Origin of the sequence: Acetobacter ghanensis (assembly GCF_001499675.1) — a bacterium.
GTDB classification, from domain to species: Bacteria; Pseudomonadota; Alphaproteobacteria; order Acetobacterales; family Acetobacteraceae; genus Acetobacter; species Acetobacter ghanensis.
Genome location: NZ_LN609302.1, coordinates 487668 through 503568 on the forward strand (window position 1 = coordinate 487668; position 15901 = coordinate 503568).

12 protein-coding genes are annotated in these 15901 nt (G+C 58.5%); 1 reads left to right on the top strand and 11 read right to left on the bottom strand.

The window, feature by feature from the left end; translation table 11 throughout:
• Window positions 1-2: 2 nt before the first annotated feature.
• The 11 genes from AGA_RS02380 to AGA_RS02425 all read right to left on the bottom strand — a co-directional run bounded on the left by AGA_RS02380 (window position 3) and on the right by AGA_RS02425 (window position 15043).
• Complete coding sequence (locus AGA_RS02380) at window positions 3-1496, bottom strand: efflux transporter outer membrane subunit (protein ID WP_059024597.1); 1494 nt, start codon at window positions 1494-1496, stop codon at window positions 3-5.
• A gap of 54 nt (window positions 1497-1550) precedes the next feature.
• Window positions 1551-4706 carry an efflux RND transporter permease subunit gene (locus tag AGA_RS02385; RefSeq protein ID WP_059022871.1) on the bottom strand — a complete coding sequence of 1052 codons (3156 nt, stop codon included), beginning with the start codon at window positions 4704-4706 and terminating at the stop codon, window positions 1551-1553.
• A gap of 4 nt (window positions 4707-4710) precedes the next feature.
• A complete protein-coding gene (locus AGA_RS02390; RefSeq protein WP_059022872.1) occupies window positions 4711-5901 on the bottom strand; it encodes an efflux RND transporter periplasmic adaptor subunit in 1191 nt (396 codons plus the stop codon).
• Window positions 5902-6154: 253 nt separating this feature from the next.
• Window positions 6155-7309 carry a rod shape-determining protein RodA gene (gene rodA / locus AGA_RS02395; RefSeq protein ID WP_059024598.1) on the bottom strand — a complete coding sequence of 385 codons (1155 nt, stop codon included), beginning with the start codon at window positions 7307-7309 and terminating at the stop codon, window positions 6155-6157.
• A 4-nt stretch (window positions 7310-7313) separates the two neighbouring features.
• Window positions 7314-9236, bottom strand: a complete 1923-nt coding sequence (mrdA, locus tag AGA_RS02400) for a penicillin-binding protein 2 (protein WP_059024599.1) — start codon at window positions 9234-9236, stop codon at window positions 7314-7316.
• Window positions 9237-9255: 19 nt separating this feature from the next.
• Entirely contained in the window at window positions 9256-9819 is a 564-nt protein-coding gene (locus AGA_RS02405) for a hypothetical protein (RefSeq protein ID WP_059022873.1), read from the bottom strand.
• 4 nt (window positions 9820-9823) lie between these two features.
• Complete coding sequence (gene mreC, locus AGA_RS02410; RefSeq protein ID WP_059022874.1) at window positions 9824-10738, bottom strand: rod shape-determining protein MreC; 915 nt, start codon at window positions 10736-10738, stop codon at window positions 9824-9826.
• 86 nt (window positions 10739-10824) lie between these two features.
• On the bottom strand, window positions 10825-11871 hold the full coding sequence (locus AGA_RS02415; protein WP_059022875.1) for a rod shape-determining protein: 1047 nt from the start codon (window positions 11869-11871) through the stop codon (window positions 10825-10827).
• A 215-nt stretch (window positions 11872-12086) separates the two neighbouring features.
• Window positions 12087-13676, bottom strand: a complete 1590-nt coding sequence (locus AGA_RS02420; RefSeq protein ID WP_059022876.1) for a 2-isopropylmalate synthase — start codon at window positions 13674-13676, stop codon at window positions 12087-12089.
• Between the two features lie 133 nt (window positions 13677-13809).
• A complete protein-coding gene (locus tag AGA_RS13640; protein ID WP_157065278.1) occupies window positions 13810-13980 on the bottom strand; it encodes a hypothetical protein in 171 nt (56 codons plus the stop codon).
• 10 nt (window positions 13981-13990) lie between these two features.
• Window positions 13991-15043, bottom strand: coding sequence for a COX15/CtaA family protein (locus AGA_RS02425; protein ID WP_172793753.1), 1053 nt, complete (start codon window positions 15041-15043; stop codon window positions 13991-13993).
• A gap of 118 nt (window positions 15044-15161) precedes the next feature.
• On the opposite strand from AGA_RS02425, the gene AGA_RS02430 reads away from it, so the two are divergent.
• Window positions 15162-15842: a TVP38/TMEM64 family protein gene (locus AGA_RS02430; RefSeq protein WP_231945913.1), complete on the top strand. Its 681-nt coding sequence runs from the start codon at window positions 15162-15164 to the stop codon at window positions 15840-15842.
• The last annotated feature ends 59 nt before the right edge of the window (window positions 15843-15901 follow it).

Below are 15901 nucleotides of genomic sequence, written 5' to 3' on the forward strand. Positions count from 1 at the left end.
TGTTACCCAGCTTTTTGCGGAGTGGGATTTATTACCCGGCTGGGCTGTGTGTCTGATGTGGTGGTGGAGTTTTCTTTCCAACCGCCACCCATGGCACGGTAGATTGTGACAAGGTTCTGATATTTTGCGACGGCGACATTAATCTGCGACTGTTGCGCCTGAAGGTAGTAACGCTGAGAGTCCAGAGTGGTCAGGTAGGAATCAGTCCCTGTTTCATAACGAAGTTTTGCAAGCCGGTAAGCATCCGCCGATGCACTGACCAGATCGTCCATCTGTCTTTTTTCGTCCAGATAGGCTTTGCGGGCCGCAAGGGCATCTGCGACCTCGCGGAAGGCTGTCTGCACTGTTTTTTCGTAGGTGGCGACCTTGGCGTTACGGGTTGCCTTGGCCACTTTAAGGTTGCCGCTGTTCATCCCCCACGTCCAAAGTGGGATCTGTAGGCTGGGGTTAAGCCCCCATGTGGTGGCGGCAGCCGTAAACAGCTTATGAAACTGCAGGCTGGAAACGCCGTCTGTTGCGGTGAGCGTAAGACGGGGGAAGAAAGCCGCACGGGCCGCCCCGATGCTAGCCTGAGATGCCAGAAGGTCATGCTCGGCGGCTTCAATATCCGGTCTGCGGGTTAGCAGGTCGGATGGCAGGCCAGCCGGCAGATCTGCCAGAACAGACTGTTTGCCCAACGGTAGAGGATCGGGCAGATTTTGCGGGATGGGCGACCCGATAAGCAGGGTTATCAGGTTTTCGTCCTGCTCGACCTTGCGGCGGGAGTCAGTCAGCAGGGTTGCGCTTTGCTGCACCTGTGTTTCCAACTGTCGGACAGTCAGCAGGTTTTCCTCACCATGGTTGTATTTATCCTGAGTCAGCCTCAGGCTGTCCTGCTGGCTGGCCAGTGTTCGCTCGGCCAGTGCCTGCGTGTCCCTGTCCCCCAGCCACGTAATATAGGCCATGGCAACCTGCGAGACGATGCTGATGACCATCCCCCGCATGTTTTCCTGCTGGTAGAGGGCGCGTTCCGCTGCTTCTTTTGTAAGAGAGCGGATGCGGCCGAACAGGTCGATCTCGTAGGACGAAAAACCAATTCCGCCAGAATAGTAGCGGAACGGGTTACGCGCCATGCCTGTGCCGGTTTTGTCGGTATCCAGCCCAGGAGCAAAGCTTAGACCTGCGGCATCGGATGGGGCCTGATACATCGGCCCACCTGTGGCCGAAATGGTGGGGAACAGGCCCGCATGTTGCACATCATACTCGCCCTGTGCCGTGGCAATGTTGGCGGCGGATGTGCGCAGATCCCGGTTTTCACGCAGGGCAATGGTGATCAGGGCTTGCAGGCGCGGGTCCACAAAGAACTCGCGCCAGCCAATATCGGCCGCCACTTTTGGCAGTAGGCTATCCCCCGTTTGGGCATAGTCGGGCCATGCGGAGGCCAACGGTGGCTTGGGCCGTGTGTATTTGGGTATCATGGTGCAGGCCGACAGGGCCTGTGTTGCTGCCACGGCCATAACAACAGAACGGAGCCGCAGGGAGCGACGGAAAAAGGACTGAGGAGCCATATCTTATTCGTTCCCGGTTGCGGTCTGGGCTGGAGGTGTGGCCTGTTCTCGTTCGCTCTGACGTTTGACGTGAAACACACGCAGAACCAGAACAAAAAAGACAGGCACAAAGTAGATGGCCAGGAGGGTTGCGGTGGCCATACCCCCGACCACGGCCGTGCCAATGGCCACGCGGGAGGCGGACCCGGCACCTGTGGTAATGGCCAGTGGGAACACCCCGACCACAAAGGCAATGGAGGTCATGAGGATGGGGCGCAGGCGCTCACGCGCTGCGGTAATAACCGCGTCCTCCAAAGATTCTCCACGTTCAAAGGCGGCTTTGGCAAACTCCACAATCAGAATGGCGTTTTTAACCGCCAGACCAACGGTGGTGAGCAGCCCGACCTGAAAATACACGTCGTTGCTCATGTTCCGCCACAGGGTTGCGGCAATGGACCCCAATACCCCCAGCGGAATAACGAGCATAACCGCAAATGGAATGGCCCAGCTTTCGTAAAGAGCGGCAAGGCACAGCAGGATAACAATACTTGCCAGCGCATAAAGCGGGCCAGTGGATGAGCCGGAGGAGATTTCCTCAAAGGACAGGCCGGTCCATTCAAACCCGATGCCTTCGGGCAGTTTGCTCAGAATGGCCTTGATGGCGGCAATGGCATCCCCCGAGCTGTAGCCAGCGGCAGGCTGGCCCAGAATTTCGTAGGAGTTAAAGCCGTTGTAATCCTCAACCTTTTGCGGACCAGTCAGCCAGTAACCGCGGATAAAGGCGTTAAGAGGGGCCAGCGTGTTGGTGTTGGTGCGGATGTACCATTTGTCCAGATCCTGCGGCAACATGCGGGAATCCGGGTTACCCTGAATGTAAACCTGTTTAACGCGGTCATTCCGGGTGAATTGGTTGACATAGATCGACCCCAGAGCGCCTTCGATTGTTGTGTTGATGTCATCAATCGTAATGCCCAGCGCGTTGGCTTTTTCGCGGTCAATATCAAGGTGATACTGCGAGGCATCTTCCATGCCGTTGGGGCGCACGGCCATCAGGCGCGGGTCTTGGCTGGCAAGGCCCAGCACCATGTTTCGGGCTGCCAGCAACTGCTGGTGGCCAAGGTGGGCGCGGTCTTCCAGCTCAAGGTCAAACCCGGTGGCGTTCCCCAGTTCCAGTACCGCAGGTGGGTTGATGGCAAAAATCTGGGCGCGTGGGTCAAACCAGTAATGCATCATGATCCGCCGTGCGATGGCGGCTGATGTCTGCGATGCCAGAGGGCGGTTTTTCCAGTCTGTGAGGCGGATGAAGAACGCACCGGAGTTCTGGCCCTGACCCGCAAAGTTAAACCCGCTAATGGCATAGACGGATTCAACAAGCCCTTTTTCGGACTGAAGAATGTAGTCCGTAATCTCACGGTTCAGCTTTGTGGTCTGCTCCATGGGGGTGTTGGGCGGCATGGTGACCTGACCAAAGATCAGCCCCTGATCTTCATCAGGCAAAAAGCCGCTGGGCAGGCGGGTAAACAGATAGCCCGCCAGCGCGCTGATCAGAACAAAGCTGATGATGGACAGCGCGGTGGAGGAGATCAGCTTACGCACGCCATTCAGGTAGCCTGTGGTCAGCCGGTTGAAGTTGCGGTTAAACCAGCCTGCAAGCCCGGTTGTTTTTTCATGCGTGCCGGGTTTGAGCATGGTGGCGCACAGGGCGGGTGTGAGCACCATGGCGACCAGAACCGACAGCCACATGGCTGAAACAATGGTGATGGAGAACTGGCGGTAAATCACCCCAACGGAGCCGGAAAAAGCCGCCATGGGCAGGAAGACGGCCGTCAGCACCAGCACAATGCCAACCAGCGCGCCGGAAATTTCGTCCATGGAGACGCGAGCCGCCTCGATGGGAGAAAGCTTTTTCTCCGACATCACGCGTTCAACGTTTTCCACCACCACAATGGCGTCATCCACCAGCAGCCCCACGGCCAGCACCATGGCAAGCATGGTCAGGGTGTTGATGGAAAAGCCAAAAATGTTGAGTAGGCCAAAGGTGCCCAGCAGCACCACCGGCACGGCAATGGTGGGAATAAGGGTCGCCCGGAAGTTCTGGAGGAACACCAGCATGACCAGAAAGACCAGTCCGATGGCTTCCAGAAGGGTGATGACCACTTCTTCAATGGAGAGGGTGATGAACGGTTCCGTGTCTAGCGGGTAAACAGTTTTCAGGCCCGGTGGGAAGAACTGCTCTAGTTCCGCAATTTTGGCACGTACGGCAGATTCGGTGGAAATCTGGTTCGCACCCGGTGCCAGCTTGAGCGCCATACCCGATGCGGGGTGGTTATTGTAGTAAGAGGACGTGTTGTAGGTCTGTGGCCCCAGTTCCACTTTGGCCACATCCTTGATGCGGACCTGAGACCCGTCGGGCTGGACCTTGAGCAGGATTTTTTCAAATTCGGGGGCCGAGGTCAGGCGGGTTGGGCCAATAATTGTGGCATCCAGCCGGATGTCCTTGTTGGCCGGCAGCCCTCCCAGTTCCCCGGAGGAAACCTGAATGTTCTGGGTCTGAATAGCTGTTTCCACGTCCCGAACGGTCAGGCCGTAGTTGAACAGCTTGTTAGGGTCCATCCAGATGCGCATGGCGTATTCGGAACCAAACAGCGTGTGGTCCCCAACGCCGGTTACGCGGCTGAGCGGGTCAGAAATATTGGAAGCCACATAATCGGCAATGTCGGAGCCGGTCATGCTGTTGTTGGTGGAGATAAACGCCAGAACCAGCATGAAGTTCTTGACGGCTTTTGTAATGCTCAGACCCTGCGCGGTGACTTCCTGCGGCAGTTTGGGCTGGGCAAGCTGGAGCTTGTTCTGCACCTGCACCTGAGCAATGTCAGGGTTTGTGCCCTGCTCAAAGGTCAGGTCAATTTCCATCTGCCCGGAGGCGTAGGACTGGGCCGAAATATATTCCAGATGATCCAGACCAAACATCTGCTGGAGTATGGGGCGCACGACCGTATCGTTCACCGTATCGGCCGAAGCACCGGGGTAGGTGACGGTAATGGCGATCTGCGGTGGGGCGATGCTGGGATACTGGGCAATAGGCAGCCGCAGGATGGACAGCCCGCCAAACAGCATGATGATCAGGCTGATCACCCACGCAAAAATGGGTCGGTTGATAAAGAACCGCGAAAGAGACATGGATTTACTGCCTTTTTTGCGCAGGCTGTGCAGCGGAGCCGGTTGTGTTGTCGGTCTGGGGTGTGCTGTCCATGACCGAGACCTTATCGCCGGGGTTTATCTTTTGCGTGCCGCTGACTACGACGCGTTCACCGGCCTTGAGGCCGTCGGAAACGACCCAGTTGGTGCCAATGGCCATGCCAAGTTTGATCTGGCGGAGGGCGACCGTGTTGTCGGGCTGTACAACCCACACCTGCGGGTCACCGTGGGTGTTACGGCTGACGGCCTCCTGCGGCACCAGCAGGGCGTTGGGGTCAATCCCCTCGTCCAGCTGAGCATGGACATACATGCCCGGCAGCAGCAGTTTTTGCGGGTTCGGCATAATGGCGCGCACGATAACGGTGGAGGTTGTGGTGTCCACGTTAACTTCGGCCAGAGCCATGTGGCCCTTGAATTCGTACGGTGAACCATCTTCCAGCGTCAGGCTTACAGGCACTTCACCATTAGCCTGCCGCTGGATGCGGCCTTCCGCCAGCTCACGCTTGAGGCGGAGCAGGGTGATGGCGGGCAGGTTCACGTCCACGTAAATAGGGTCAAGCCGGGTGATGATGGCCGTATTGTTGGTCTGTTCGGCCGTTACAAGGGCGCCAACCGTAATAAGGGTACGGCCAATACGGCCGGAAATGGGGGCATACATTTTGGTGTAGCCAAGGTTGACCTGGGCGCTTTCAACCTGCCCCTGAGCGCTCTCTATCTGGCCAGCGGCCTGTTTTTCCGCTGCTACGGCATCATCATAGTCCTGCTGGCTTATGGCGTGTTCGCGGATAAGCTGCTTGTAGCGTCGGACTTTGGCCTTGGCTGTGCCGTCTATGGCCATCGCCTGCGCCAGTTGCCCACGGGCGGTGTCATACACGGCTTTGTAGCGGGCTGGGTCAATCTGGTAGAGTTGCTGGCCTGCCACCACATCGGACCCTTCGGTAAACAGGCGTTTGAGCACAACGCCGGTGACCTGTGGGCGGACCTGAGCAATTTCAAACGCATCCGTACGGCCGGGCAGGCTGGTGTGTACACTCACAGGCTGGGGTTTCATGGTAATCACGCCAACGGCCTGAGGTGGCATCTGCGGTGCGCCCTGCTGGCGTTTACAGCCAGCAAGGGCAAATAGGGCAACCGTGCAGAGCAGGACCGGACGAAGAGAAAAAGTGTGTGTTGTCACTTTGGTGTGGCCCTGTTTGTTAAGGGGTTTTCCGCACTTATCAGGTTCGGCAAGCTTTTTTGGACTCGGGGGTAATGCGCCGTATCCTGCCCCGTTGGGGCGCTTAAGCCAGATGCTGCCTTGTGGAGAAAACAGAGTGGAAAATTAAGGTGAAAAAACAGTACTAAGTGTTACCTTTAGCCTGCAAGCTAAAAGTGCATCTCAGGCAAGTCAAGAGCTGATCATGCCAGAAACACAAGCATTATTGCGGGTGTCAGGCCGTATTGGCGTTGCTTTCGTCCAGCCGTGTGTCGCGGTGGACCCAGGTGGAAAGCAGCAGGCCAAAACCCAGCATGACGTTCAGCATGGCCGATCCCCCGTAAGAGACAAGCGGCAAAGGCACCCCCCCAACAGGGATGGCGCCCATGACCATGGACAGGTTGACCAAGCAGTAAAAGAAAAAGTTCATGCTGATGCCAAGGGCAATCAACCGGCCAAAACGGTTACGGCAGCGAATGGCCATAACCATGCCCCCCATAATAAGCAGAACAAGCAGGGCAATAACGGTTGCTGCGCCAATAAAGCCCCATTCCTCCGCGATCATGGTAAAAATGAAGTCTGTCTGCTTTTCGGGCAGGAAGTTGAGCTGCCCCTGAGACCCATGCAGGTAACCCTGCCCCCACATACCCCCAGACCCCAGTGCAATTTTGGACTGGATGATGTTGTAGCCTGCGCCCAGCGGGTCATTTTCGGGGTGTAGAAAGGTGGTGATGCGGGCTTTCTGGTAGTCATGCAGATGCTTGTAAGCAAACTGGATAAGGGACGGTACGGGCAGGATCAGCAGAATAATCTGCCAAAGGCGCATACCCGCCGTAAAAAACATGGATGCGCCAATGCCACCAATAATGACAGCCGTACCCAGATTAGGCTCCTTGAGCACCAGACCAACCGGCACAAGGACCATAAGGGCCGGGGGAATCAGCCATAACGGGTTGCCCATACGGGCATAATCCATGCGGGAAAACCACGTGGCCAACACGGCTACAAGAGCAATTTTGGCAAACTCGGATGGCTGAATCTGAAGCCCACCGACCATGAGCCACCGCTCTGCTCCTTTGCCCACATGGCCCATATGCAGCACCGCCACCAGCAGCACGAGCGAGAGGGCATACATCCCCCATGATGCCCGCATAAGCAGGCGGGGAGGCAACATGGCCACAGTGACCATAAGCACCAGTCCCACGGCAAAACGTGCAGCCTGTGGCGCGGCAAACGGGTAGGGTACCCCGCCGCCAGCGGAATAGAGGGTGACGTATCCAATGCCCGCCAGCGTACAGATGAGCAGAACATACAGCCAACTGATTCGCCATAGCTTGGCCATGAGCTTGAAGCTTGGCTCCGCCCGCAGCAGACGTTTGTGGAATCTGATGGGGTTATTCAAAGCTGTCGTCCGCGTTGGCCACGTTTTCGGGCGGCGGCGTGGTATGGTTGGACGGGTCACGCAGCAGCGTGTCCCGCATAATGTTACGTGCCAGCGGGGCGGCGGCATCTGCCCCAGCATTGCCGTGCTCGATCACGACCGAGACCGCATAGCGTGGTGCATCATACGGCGCAAAGCAGATGAACAGGGCGTGTGGCCGGTATTCCCACGGCAGGTTGGCAGAGTTGAAGTGCCCGCTCTCACGCAGTGCGCGGGAAACGTGGCGCACCTGAGCCGAACCCGTTTTGCCCGCCATGGTCATGCCCGGCAGGTCCAGCTGTGCCTTGGGGGCCGTGCCGTGGGGTTCGTTTACCACCGCAAACATGCCAGCACGCAGGGCCTGTAGGTATTTTTCAGGCATGTTGAGGCTTGGCCAGTTTTCGGGGTTGGCCATGGGGCTGAGCTCGCCATTGACGGCGCGCATAAGGTGGGGCTGCACGGCGCGACCGGTGGCCATGCGGGCGGTGTAGGTGGCCAGTTGCAGGGGCGTTACCTGTATGAACCCCTGCCCGATCCCGCTGACAATGGTGTCTCCCCCGTTCCAGTGGTGGTGGTGGGCTTGCCGCCATGCGGGGGTGGGAATCAGCCCTGTGCGGGTATGGGGCAGCTCAATATCCAGCGGTACGCCAAGGCCCATACGGTGCGCGGTCTCGGCAATACGGTCCATGCCTATGCGGCGGGCGATTTCGTAAAAATACACGTCGCAGGAGTATTTGAGCGCCTGATGCAGGTCGACCGACCCATGCCCCCAGCGTGACCAGCAGTGGAAGCGCGTTCCACCCACATCCAGATGGCCGGGGCAGAAAACCCGGTCCGTGGGGGAGATCAGCCCGGATTCCAGTGCGGCCATCGCTACGGCAGGCTTGAAGGTGGACCCCGGAGGGTACACGCCTGCCACAGCCTTGTTGATGAGTGGTGTGTGCTGGTTGTTTGTCCACTCAATCCACTGTGCGTGGCTGACACCGCTATCAAACAGGGAGGGGTCGAACGAAGGGGTGCTGACCATAGCCAGCACTTCGCCATTATGGCAGTCGAGCACCACGGCGGAGGCCGTTTGGTCGCCAATATGGTTCAGGACGCGTTGTTGCAGGCCGCGGTCGATGGTCAGGGAGATTTCTTCCCCCGGCACACCTTCCTCGCGGTTCAGTTCGGAAATGACGCGACCTACAGCGTTTACTTCCATTTCCACAGAACCGGCAGTGCCGCGCAGTTTTTCGTCCTGATTCTGTTCTATGCCTGCGCGGCCCACCCGCATGCCGGGCAGGGCCAGCAGGGTGGAATGCGCCACGTCGTTTTCGTTAGGGGGGGCAACGTAGCCGATAATATGGGCCAGCAGTTCGCCCTCGGGGTACACACGGCGTGTGCCCACATCAATCAGCACACCGGGCAGGGATGGTGCGTTGAGTTCGATCCGCGCCATTTCATCCCACGAGAGGAAGTCGCGCAGCATAACGGGCACAAACCGGCGCTGGTGGCGCAGTTCACGCGCTATGCGGTTGCGGTCGCGCTCATCAAGCGGAATAAGGGCGGAAAAGCGCTCTATGGTGCCGGTCACATCGGTCGTTTCCTCCGGCATAAGGAGGGCGCGCCAGTTTTCCTTGTTGTTGGCAAGGGCAATGCCGTAGCGGTCCACAATGCGGCCACGCGGTGGGGCCAGCAGGCGTTTGCTTACCCTGTTGTTGGCCGCCATGCGGGCATAGTGGTCACCATCGTTGATCTGGATATGGTACAGGCGGCGGGCCAGCTCGCCCATGGCACCGGCCTGGACCGCCATACACAGCAATGCGCGCCGGGTAAAAACGCCGCGTGCCGGATCCTTCTGATCACGGATGGGCATCAGGCGGCGGTTTTCGCGTTTACGCCGCTTTAGCCACATGGGAGCACCTCCCATGCGGTCATGGCGTGTCCTTCTCGTCCAGAATGTGCAGGAACCACGAGAAAGTGGCGGAAAGCAACGGATAGACCCCTATGCAGAGCAAGGCTTCAAAACAGGCAGGTGCCGGATCAAGCAGATGCAGCCGGAACAGGCAGGCCAGCGCCCACTGCAACGCCGCGGCAGCCGCTCCTACCAGCCCGAACAGGCACCATACTACTAAAAAATTCATCCGCATGAGACCAAAACGGGCATAGCTGCCGATGCCATGCACCAACAGTAGAATAAAGGCGCTGACGCCCAGCGGTGTAAACCCCACCAGATCCATAAAAAGTCCCAGTAGAAACACCGCCAGCGACGGCATGCCGGATGGACGCCATACTGACCAGAAAAAAATGGTGTTGATAACAATGGCCGGAAGCAGTTCCGCCGAGCCGGGAATGGTAATGGGGGCCGAGAAAAAAATAATGACCAACGCCGTAAAAACGGAAGGCAGAAGATGCCGCGCAGTACGGTCGAGTCGCTGGCGGGAGGTCAGCTGGGTGTCGGTATCATGTTCCCAACGGGGCTGGTGCGGGTCGGACATGGCGTTATCCCTCCTGCCCCGGACCGAGCAATGTTTTAAACGGCAATGTCAGGGCACGGTGCGGGCGGGTAAGCGGCACATGACCGGGGGCTTCAGGGGGTTCAATTTCGGACTGCCCAAAGTCGAACACGCGCAGCATGGTCAGCCTGTCCAGCCGGGCAAAGGGCTGCACCACGGGCTGACCGGGGTGTAGGTAATGCACACTGCCAATGGGAATGCCGGATGGAAAAGCCCCGGCCTGATCGGAGGTAACAACCCGCTCACCCTCTATGGGGCGGGTATCCTGCGAATAATACAGCAGGCGCGGTAGGGGGGAATTATCACCTACCATAATGGCGGCGGCATGGCTGGATTCCAGCTCTACAGGCAGGCGGCTGGCTATGTCGGTAATAAGCAGAATACGGGCCGCATGAGCCCCCACTTCTGTGACGCGGCCCGCAAGACCATTGGAGGCCAACGCAACATTGCCTGTTTGCACGCCGCTTGTGGTGCCAGCCACCAGCAGGACCGCACGAGCATAAATACCCCCGCTATCGGCCACAACTCGGCCTGTTACAAAGGCCGGAGTGGGTTCTGGCACCCAGTGGAGTTCGGTTTTAAGGGCGTCGTTCTCCCGCGCGAGGGAAACGGCTACTTCGTACCATCGCCGTAGATTGGCGTTTTCCGTTGCAAGGCGATGGTTTTCTTCCGACAGGTTACGGGCTTCCTTCAGCCCATGAACCAGCCGTTCGCTATCGCTCTGGGTGCGGGAGAGCAGGCTCCATAAAGGGGCCAGCACATCGGCCACGCGCATACGCGCCTTATCTGCCAGAGGACGGTCGGCCTGCCCGGCAATAATGATCCCGACGGACATAAGCAGCAGAACCGGGAGCACCAGTTTGCTTAACGCCTGCCTTACCTGAATGGAAACCGGGACCATGGAAAACCGGATGCCCTTTTCTGACGGCATGAAAAACCAGACTTACCCACGGGCCGCAGACCATACCGTGGCGTAAAGCCGGACGTTTAGTACATGGTGGTCAGCACGTTGCGCAGACGCTTCATTTCTTCCAATGCACGGCCAGTGCCCAGCGCCACGCAGGACAGGGCGTCTTCTGCAATTGTGACAGGCAACCCTGTTGCCAGACGCAGCACATCGGCCATGCGGTAGAGTAGTGCGCCGCCGCCGGTCAGGACAATGCCTTTATCAACAATATCTGCAGCTAGTTCTGGCGGTGTGTTTTCCAATGCGGTTTTGACCGCATCCACAATCTGGCTGATCGGCTCCATCAGGCTTTCGGCAATCTGGGCCTGAGAGACCTGTACCTCACGCGGGACGCCATTGATCAGGTCCCGGCCCTTAACATCCAGCCACGGGCCGCTGTCGTCCGGGTCATCGGGGGGGAGGGCCGCGCCAAGGTTGATTTTAATCCGCTCGGCCGAGCTTTCCCCAATCAGCAGATTATAGGCCCGGCGGATGTAGGAGATAATGGCCTCGTCCATCTTGTCCCCGCCAACGCGGACCGAGCGGGCATAGACAATGCCACCAAGGGAGATAACCGCTACTTCCGTGGTGCCACCGCCAATATCCACAATCATGCTGCCGGACGGCTCGGTCACCGGCAGACCCGCGCCTATGGCAGCGGCCATGGGTTCCTCAATCAGGAAGACGCGGCGCGCACCAGCACTCTCGGCACTTTCCTGAATGGCGCGGCGTTCAACGGCGGTAGAGCCGGAGGGCACGCACACAATAATCTGCGGGCTGGCAAAAGCCCGGCGGTTATGCACTTTGCGAATGAAATGTTTGATCATTTCTTCCGCAACATCAAAGTCGGCAATCACCCCATCCCGCATGGGGCGAATGGCGGCAATATTGCCCGGAGTCCGCCCGACCATCTGTTTGGCTTCGTCCCCTACAGCCAGAAGCTGCTTTTTGCCGCGTATGTCTGCAATCGCCACAACCGAGGGTTCGTTCAGCACAATGCCACGCCCTTTGACATACACAAGGGTATTGGCAGTACCGAGATCGATGGCCATGTCAGCAGACATAAGACCGAGCAGACGAGAGAACATCCAGGACTCCTGGTTGAGGCGGCACTACGCGACTGTGTGTAAGGGGCAGGCAAACAAAACGGACCCCAACGGTCGCTTTGGTCAATATGTTTGCACGGATTAACGGGGCATAGCGAGGCAGACAAGCCCTCTGTTCATAAACTTCCGCATAATTTCGTGCGGGGAGGGGTCTGCCGCGCCATTTGGGGGCATAAGCCCCCGCTAGTACGCTTGGTTCAGACCGCCAGAGCTTCTGGCGCAGTCCGAGCGCGTTTGACCAGCAGCTTGTTCAGCGCATGTACATAAGCACGCACGGCGGAAACAACGGTGTCCGCATCCGCACCCTGACCGTCCACCAGTTTACCGTCCTCTTCCAGCCGGACTGTGGTGCGGGCCTGCGCATCGGTCCCTTCCGTAACGGCGCCAACAGAGAACAGGGCCAGACGGGCTTCGTGCGGGAAGGCCTGCCGCAGGGCATTAAAGGCGGCATCTACCGGTCCGTTGCCTGTTGCGCTGGCCTGCACGTCCTTGCCCTCGACCTGAATGGTCAGGTCCACTTCGGACGGGTTGCCCGAGGTGGAAGTCAGGCTCAGGGCCGCAAAACGGATATGGTCGTGGTCACGGGCTTCATCATCAACCAGCGCGACAATATCATCGTCGTAAACGACCTTCTTGCGGTCGGCCAGATCCTTGAAGCGGGAGAACGCTTCGTTCAGGCGGGCATCGTCCATGTCCGCATATCCCAGCGCCTTCAGCTTGTCGCGGAAGGCGGCACGGCCGGAATGTTTGCCCATGACCAGCGAGGACCGGCTCCAGCCAACGCTTTCGGGGGTCATAATCTCATAGGTCGCGGCGTTTTTCAGCACACCGTCCTGATGGATGCCACTTTCATGCGCAAAGGCGTTGCGGCCCACAATGGCCTTGTTGGGCTGCACGTCAAAGCTGGTGATGGTGGCCAGCATACGTGAGACCTTGAGCAGGTCGGTCGTCTGGATACCGGTGTTGAAGGGGTACTGGTCGTGGCGTGTGCGCAGCGCCATCACAATTTCTTCCAGCGCCGCATTACCCGCACGTTCGCCAATACCGTTAATGGTGCATTCCACCTGCCGTGCGCCACCGCGCAGGGAGGCCAGCGTATTGGCAACGCCCAGACCCAGATCGTTATGGTTGTGGGCGGAAAAAATGACCTGATCCGCACCCGGCACCCGTTCACGCAGCATGGAAAAGATTTTTTCCATGTCTTCGGGGGTGGCGTATCCGACCGTGTCGGGAACGTTGATGGTGGTAGCGCCGGCCTTGATGGCGGCTTCTACACAACGGCACAGAAAATCGGGGTCAGTGCGCGAGCCGTCCTCGGCAGACCATTCCACATCGTCCGTCAGGTTGCGTGCAGCCGTATTCCCCGAAGTAATCAGATCCAGAACGGTTTCCGGCTCCATGCGCAGCTTGTACTTCATGTGCAGAGGGGAGGTGGAGATAAAGTTGTGGATACGCTTGCGTTCCGCCGGGGCCAGCGCCTCGCCTGCGGCCGCAATATCCTTTGCGCCACCACTGCGGGCCAGTGCGCAGATTACGGCACCCTTGGTGTGGCGGGCAATTTCGTTAACGGATTCAAAGTCACCTTTGGAGGCTACTGGAAAACCTGCCTCAATAACATCCACGCCCAGTGTTGCCAGGGCTTCGGCCATGCGCAGTTTTTCCGCCAGATTCATGGAAAAACCGGGGGACTGTTCGCCATCACGCAGGGTCGTGTCAAAAATGATGACACGGTCGGGTGTCATACGGCCAAAGGATGGGTGGTTGAAGCTGGACTGATCAGCAGACATGAAATTTTTCCTGAATTACTCTGGTCTGGCGCTGCCAAAGGCTTGTCACGCCTGATGATTTGCCTGTGCTGAACACAGGCGCTCTCGCTTGCAAAATCCCCTGGGCGCGGCAGCACATGGCCGCCCTGATCGCTCAGGGGCAGATAAGTCGAAGGAGAAGGTCCAGACGAAAAGCCACGCCGCCCTGAGCCGCTGTTACGCGGGTCGTGAGGGAATCGGACATGAACCGGTCGGAAATCATGCCCGGTAGAATACCGTCCTGTTTTGTCAGTGCAACAGGAAAATAACCAGCGTGGGAATTCATTGGCCTGCCGTCAGGCCTGCGGCTTGCCACGCCGCAGGGTGTGCAGCACGTACAGCATGACTCCCAGCAGAACAGCGGCAAAAGTCTGGTGTACGGCTCCGGCCCAGACCGGCACAACCAGCAGCAGGGTGGTCACACCCAGCCCGTACTGGATCAGCACGGCCCAGCCGAGCAGAATAATGCCATTCTGGGCCCGAGGGCCAAGGCCTGCGCTACGGCGTAGCCCGACCAGCAGTACGGCCCCAATGCTCAGAGCGGTCAGGGTTGCCAGCAGGCGATGGTCAAACTGGATGGCGGCCTTGTTAACAACCCAGTTCATCCACAGGGGAGAAAGCTGGGCGTAGTCAGCCGGAATCAGATGCCCGTCCATGAGTGGAAAGGTGTTGAACAAAAAGCCAGCATGGGTGCCAGCCGTAAAGCCACCCGCAATAATGGTAGTGCAGAGCAGTCCGATGCTGATGCAGGCCAGCCGTTTGGTCAGCTTGACACCGGGCGTAAAGGCCGTGGGTTCTGGCTGCGGCCAGCGGATGGAAAACGCAGTCCACAAAATGGCGCCATACAGCAGCAGGGCAGCACTCAGATGCAGCACGAGTCGAACAGGTTCAACCGCCGTGCTGTTGGCCCTAAAGCCAGAGGCCACCATAAACCAGCCAATAGCGCCCTGTAGTGCCCCCAGAACAAAAAATATGAACAGCCGAGCCGCCAGTCTGCGGGTGATCATCCCCTTGATGACAAACCACACCAGTGGAGCCAGCAGTACCAGCCCCATCAGGCGGCCCCAGAAGCGGTGAATCCACTCCGCCCAGAAAATTCTCTGGAACCCTTCCAGCCCAAACCCCTCATGCTGGAGGTGGTACTGTGGGATGGTCTTGTACAGTGCAAAAAGCCGCTCCCACTCCGCGTGGGACAGGGGCGGAATAATGCCCGATACAGGCTGCCAGTCCATAATGGACAGGCCGGAGCCGGTCAGGCGCGTCACGCCGCCAATGGCAATCATGCCCAGCAACATGAAACATAGAAGGAACAGCCAGCCAGAGATCAGGCGGCGGTGGGCGGGCGTCATGTCTTGCTGGCGCTGGGGCGTGGTGGGCATGGCACTCTTTTGCGCTGGGGTTAAACTTTATGGCTAGGGTTTACAGCCAGCTTGCGGGCTGCGGCAAGAAGATGCTAGCGGCCAAGGTATGGAACCTGCCCCTCCTGCACCAGATCGCTCGTTCAGGGTGTTGTGCAAACCGTTGCTGATGCTGCTTATTCTGGTGGTTGGCGCCATAGGGCTGCGCCACGTACCGGCCTTGCAACATGTGTTGGACAGCACGGATATGCTGCGCAAGACCCCCGGTGGGTGGCTGATGTTTCTGGCTGGAGCATCCATCTGGTGTGCTTTTGGGCTCCCCCGGCAGGCCGCCGGTTTTGCCGCAGGGCTGACCTATGGTGTGGCCGCAGGGCTTGCCATGATTACCCTAGCTTCTACATTAGGGTGTGTGGCTGGCTTTTTATGGGCTCGCTGGGGTGGTCGTTCGTGGGCACAGGCCCGCCTTGGGCCACGGTTTGAAAAGCTGGATGCGTTTCTGACCCATACGCCCTTTTTGAGTATTCTGACATTGCGCCTGTTGCCTGTTGGGTCTGCCTTGCTGCTCAACCTGCTGGGAGGCGTGTCTGGCATGGCGCTAGGGCCATTTGTTGCGGCCACTCTGGTGGGGGCGTTACCCCAGAACGCTGTTACGGTGTTGCTGGGTGCGGGTGTGCAGGTTGGGGCGGCTTGGCAATATGGCGCAGGGGCTTTGCTGTTTGCCCTTTCTGCCGGGTTGGGGCTCTGGCTCTGGCGGCATGCTCGTATTGCTACGGTTGGCGCGCAGGGCTAGGCCCGGCCCGCTGTTTATCCACCCCGGTTTTCCCCAGTTATTTTTTCCACAGTGGGATT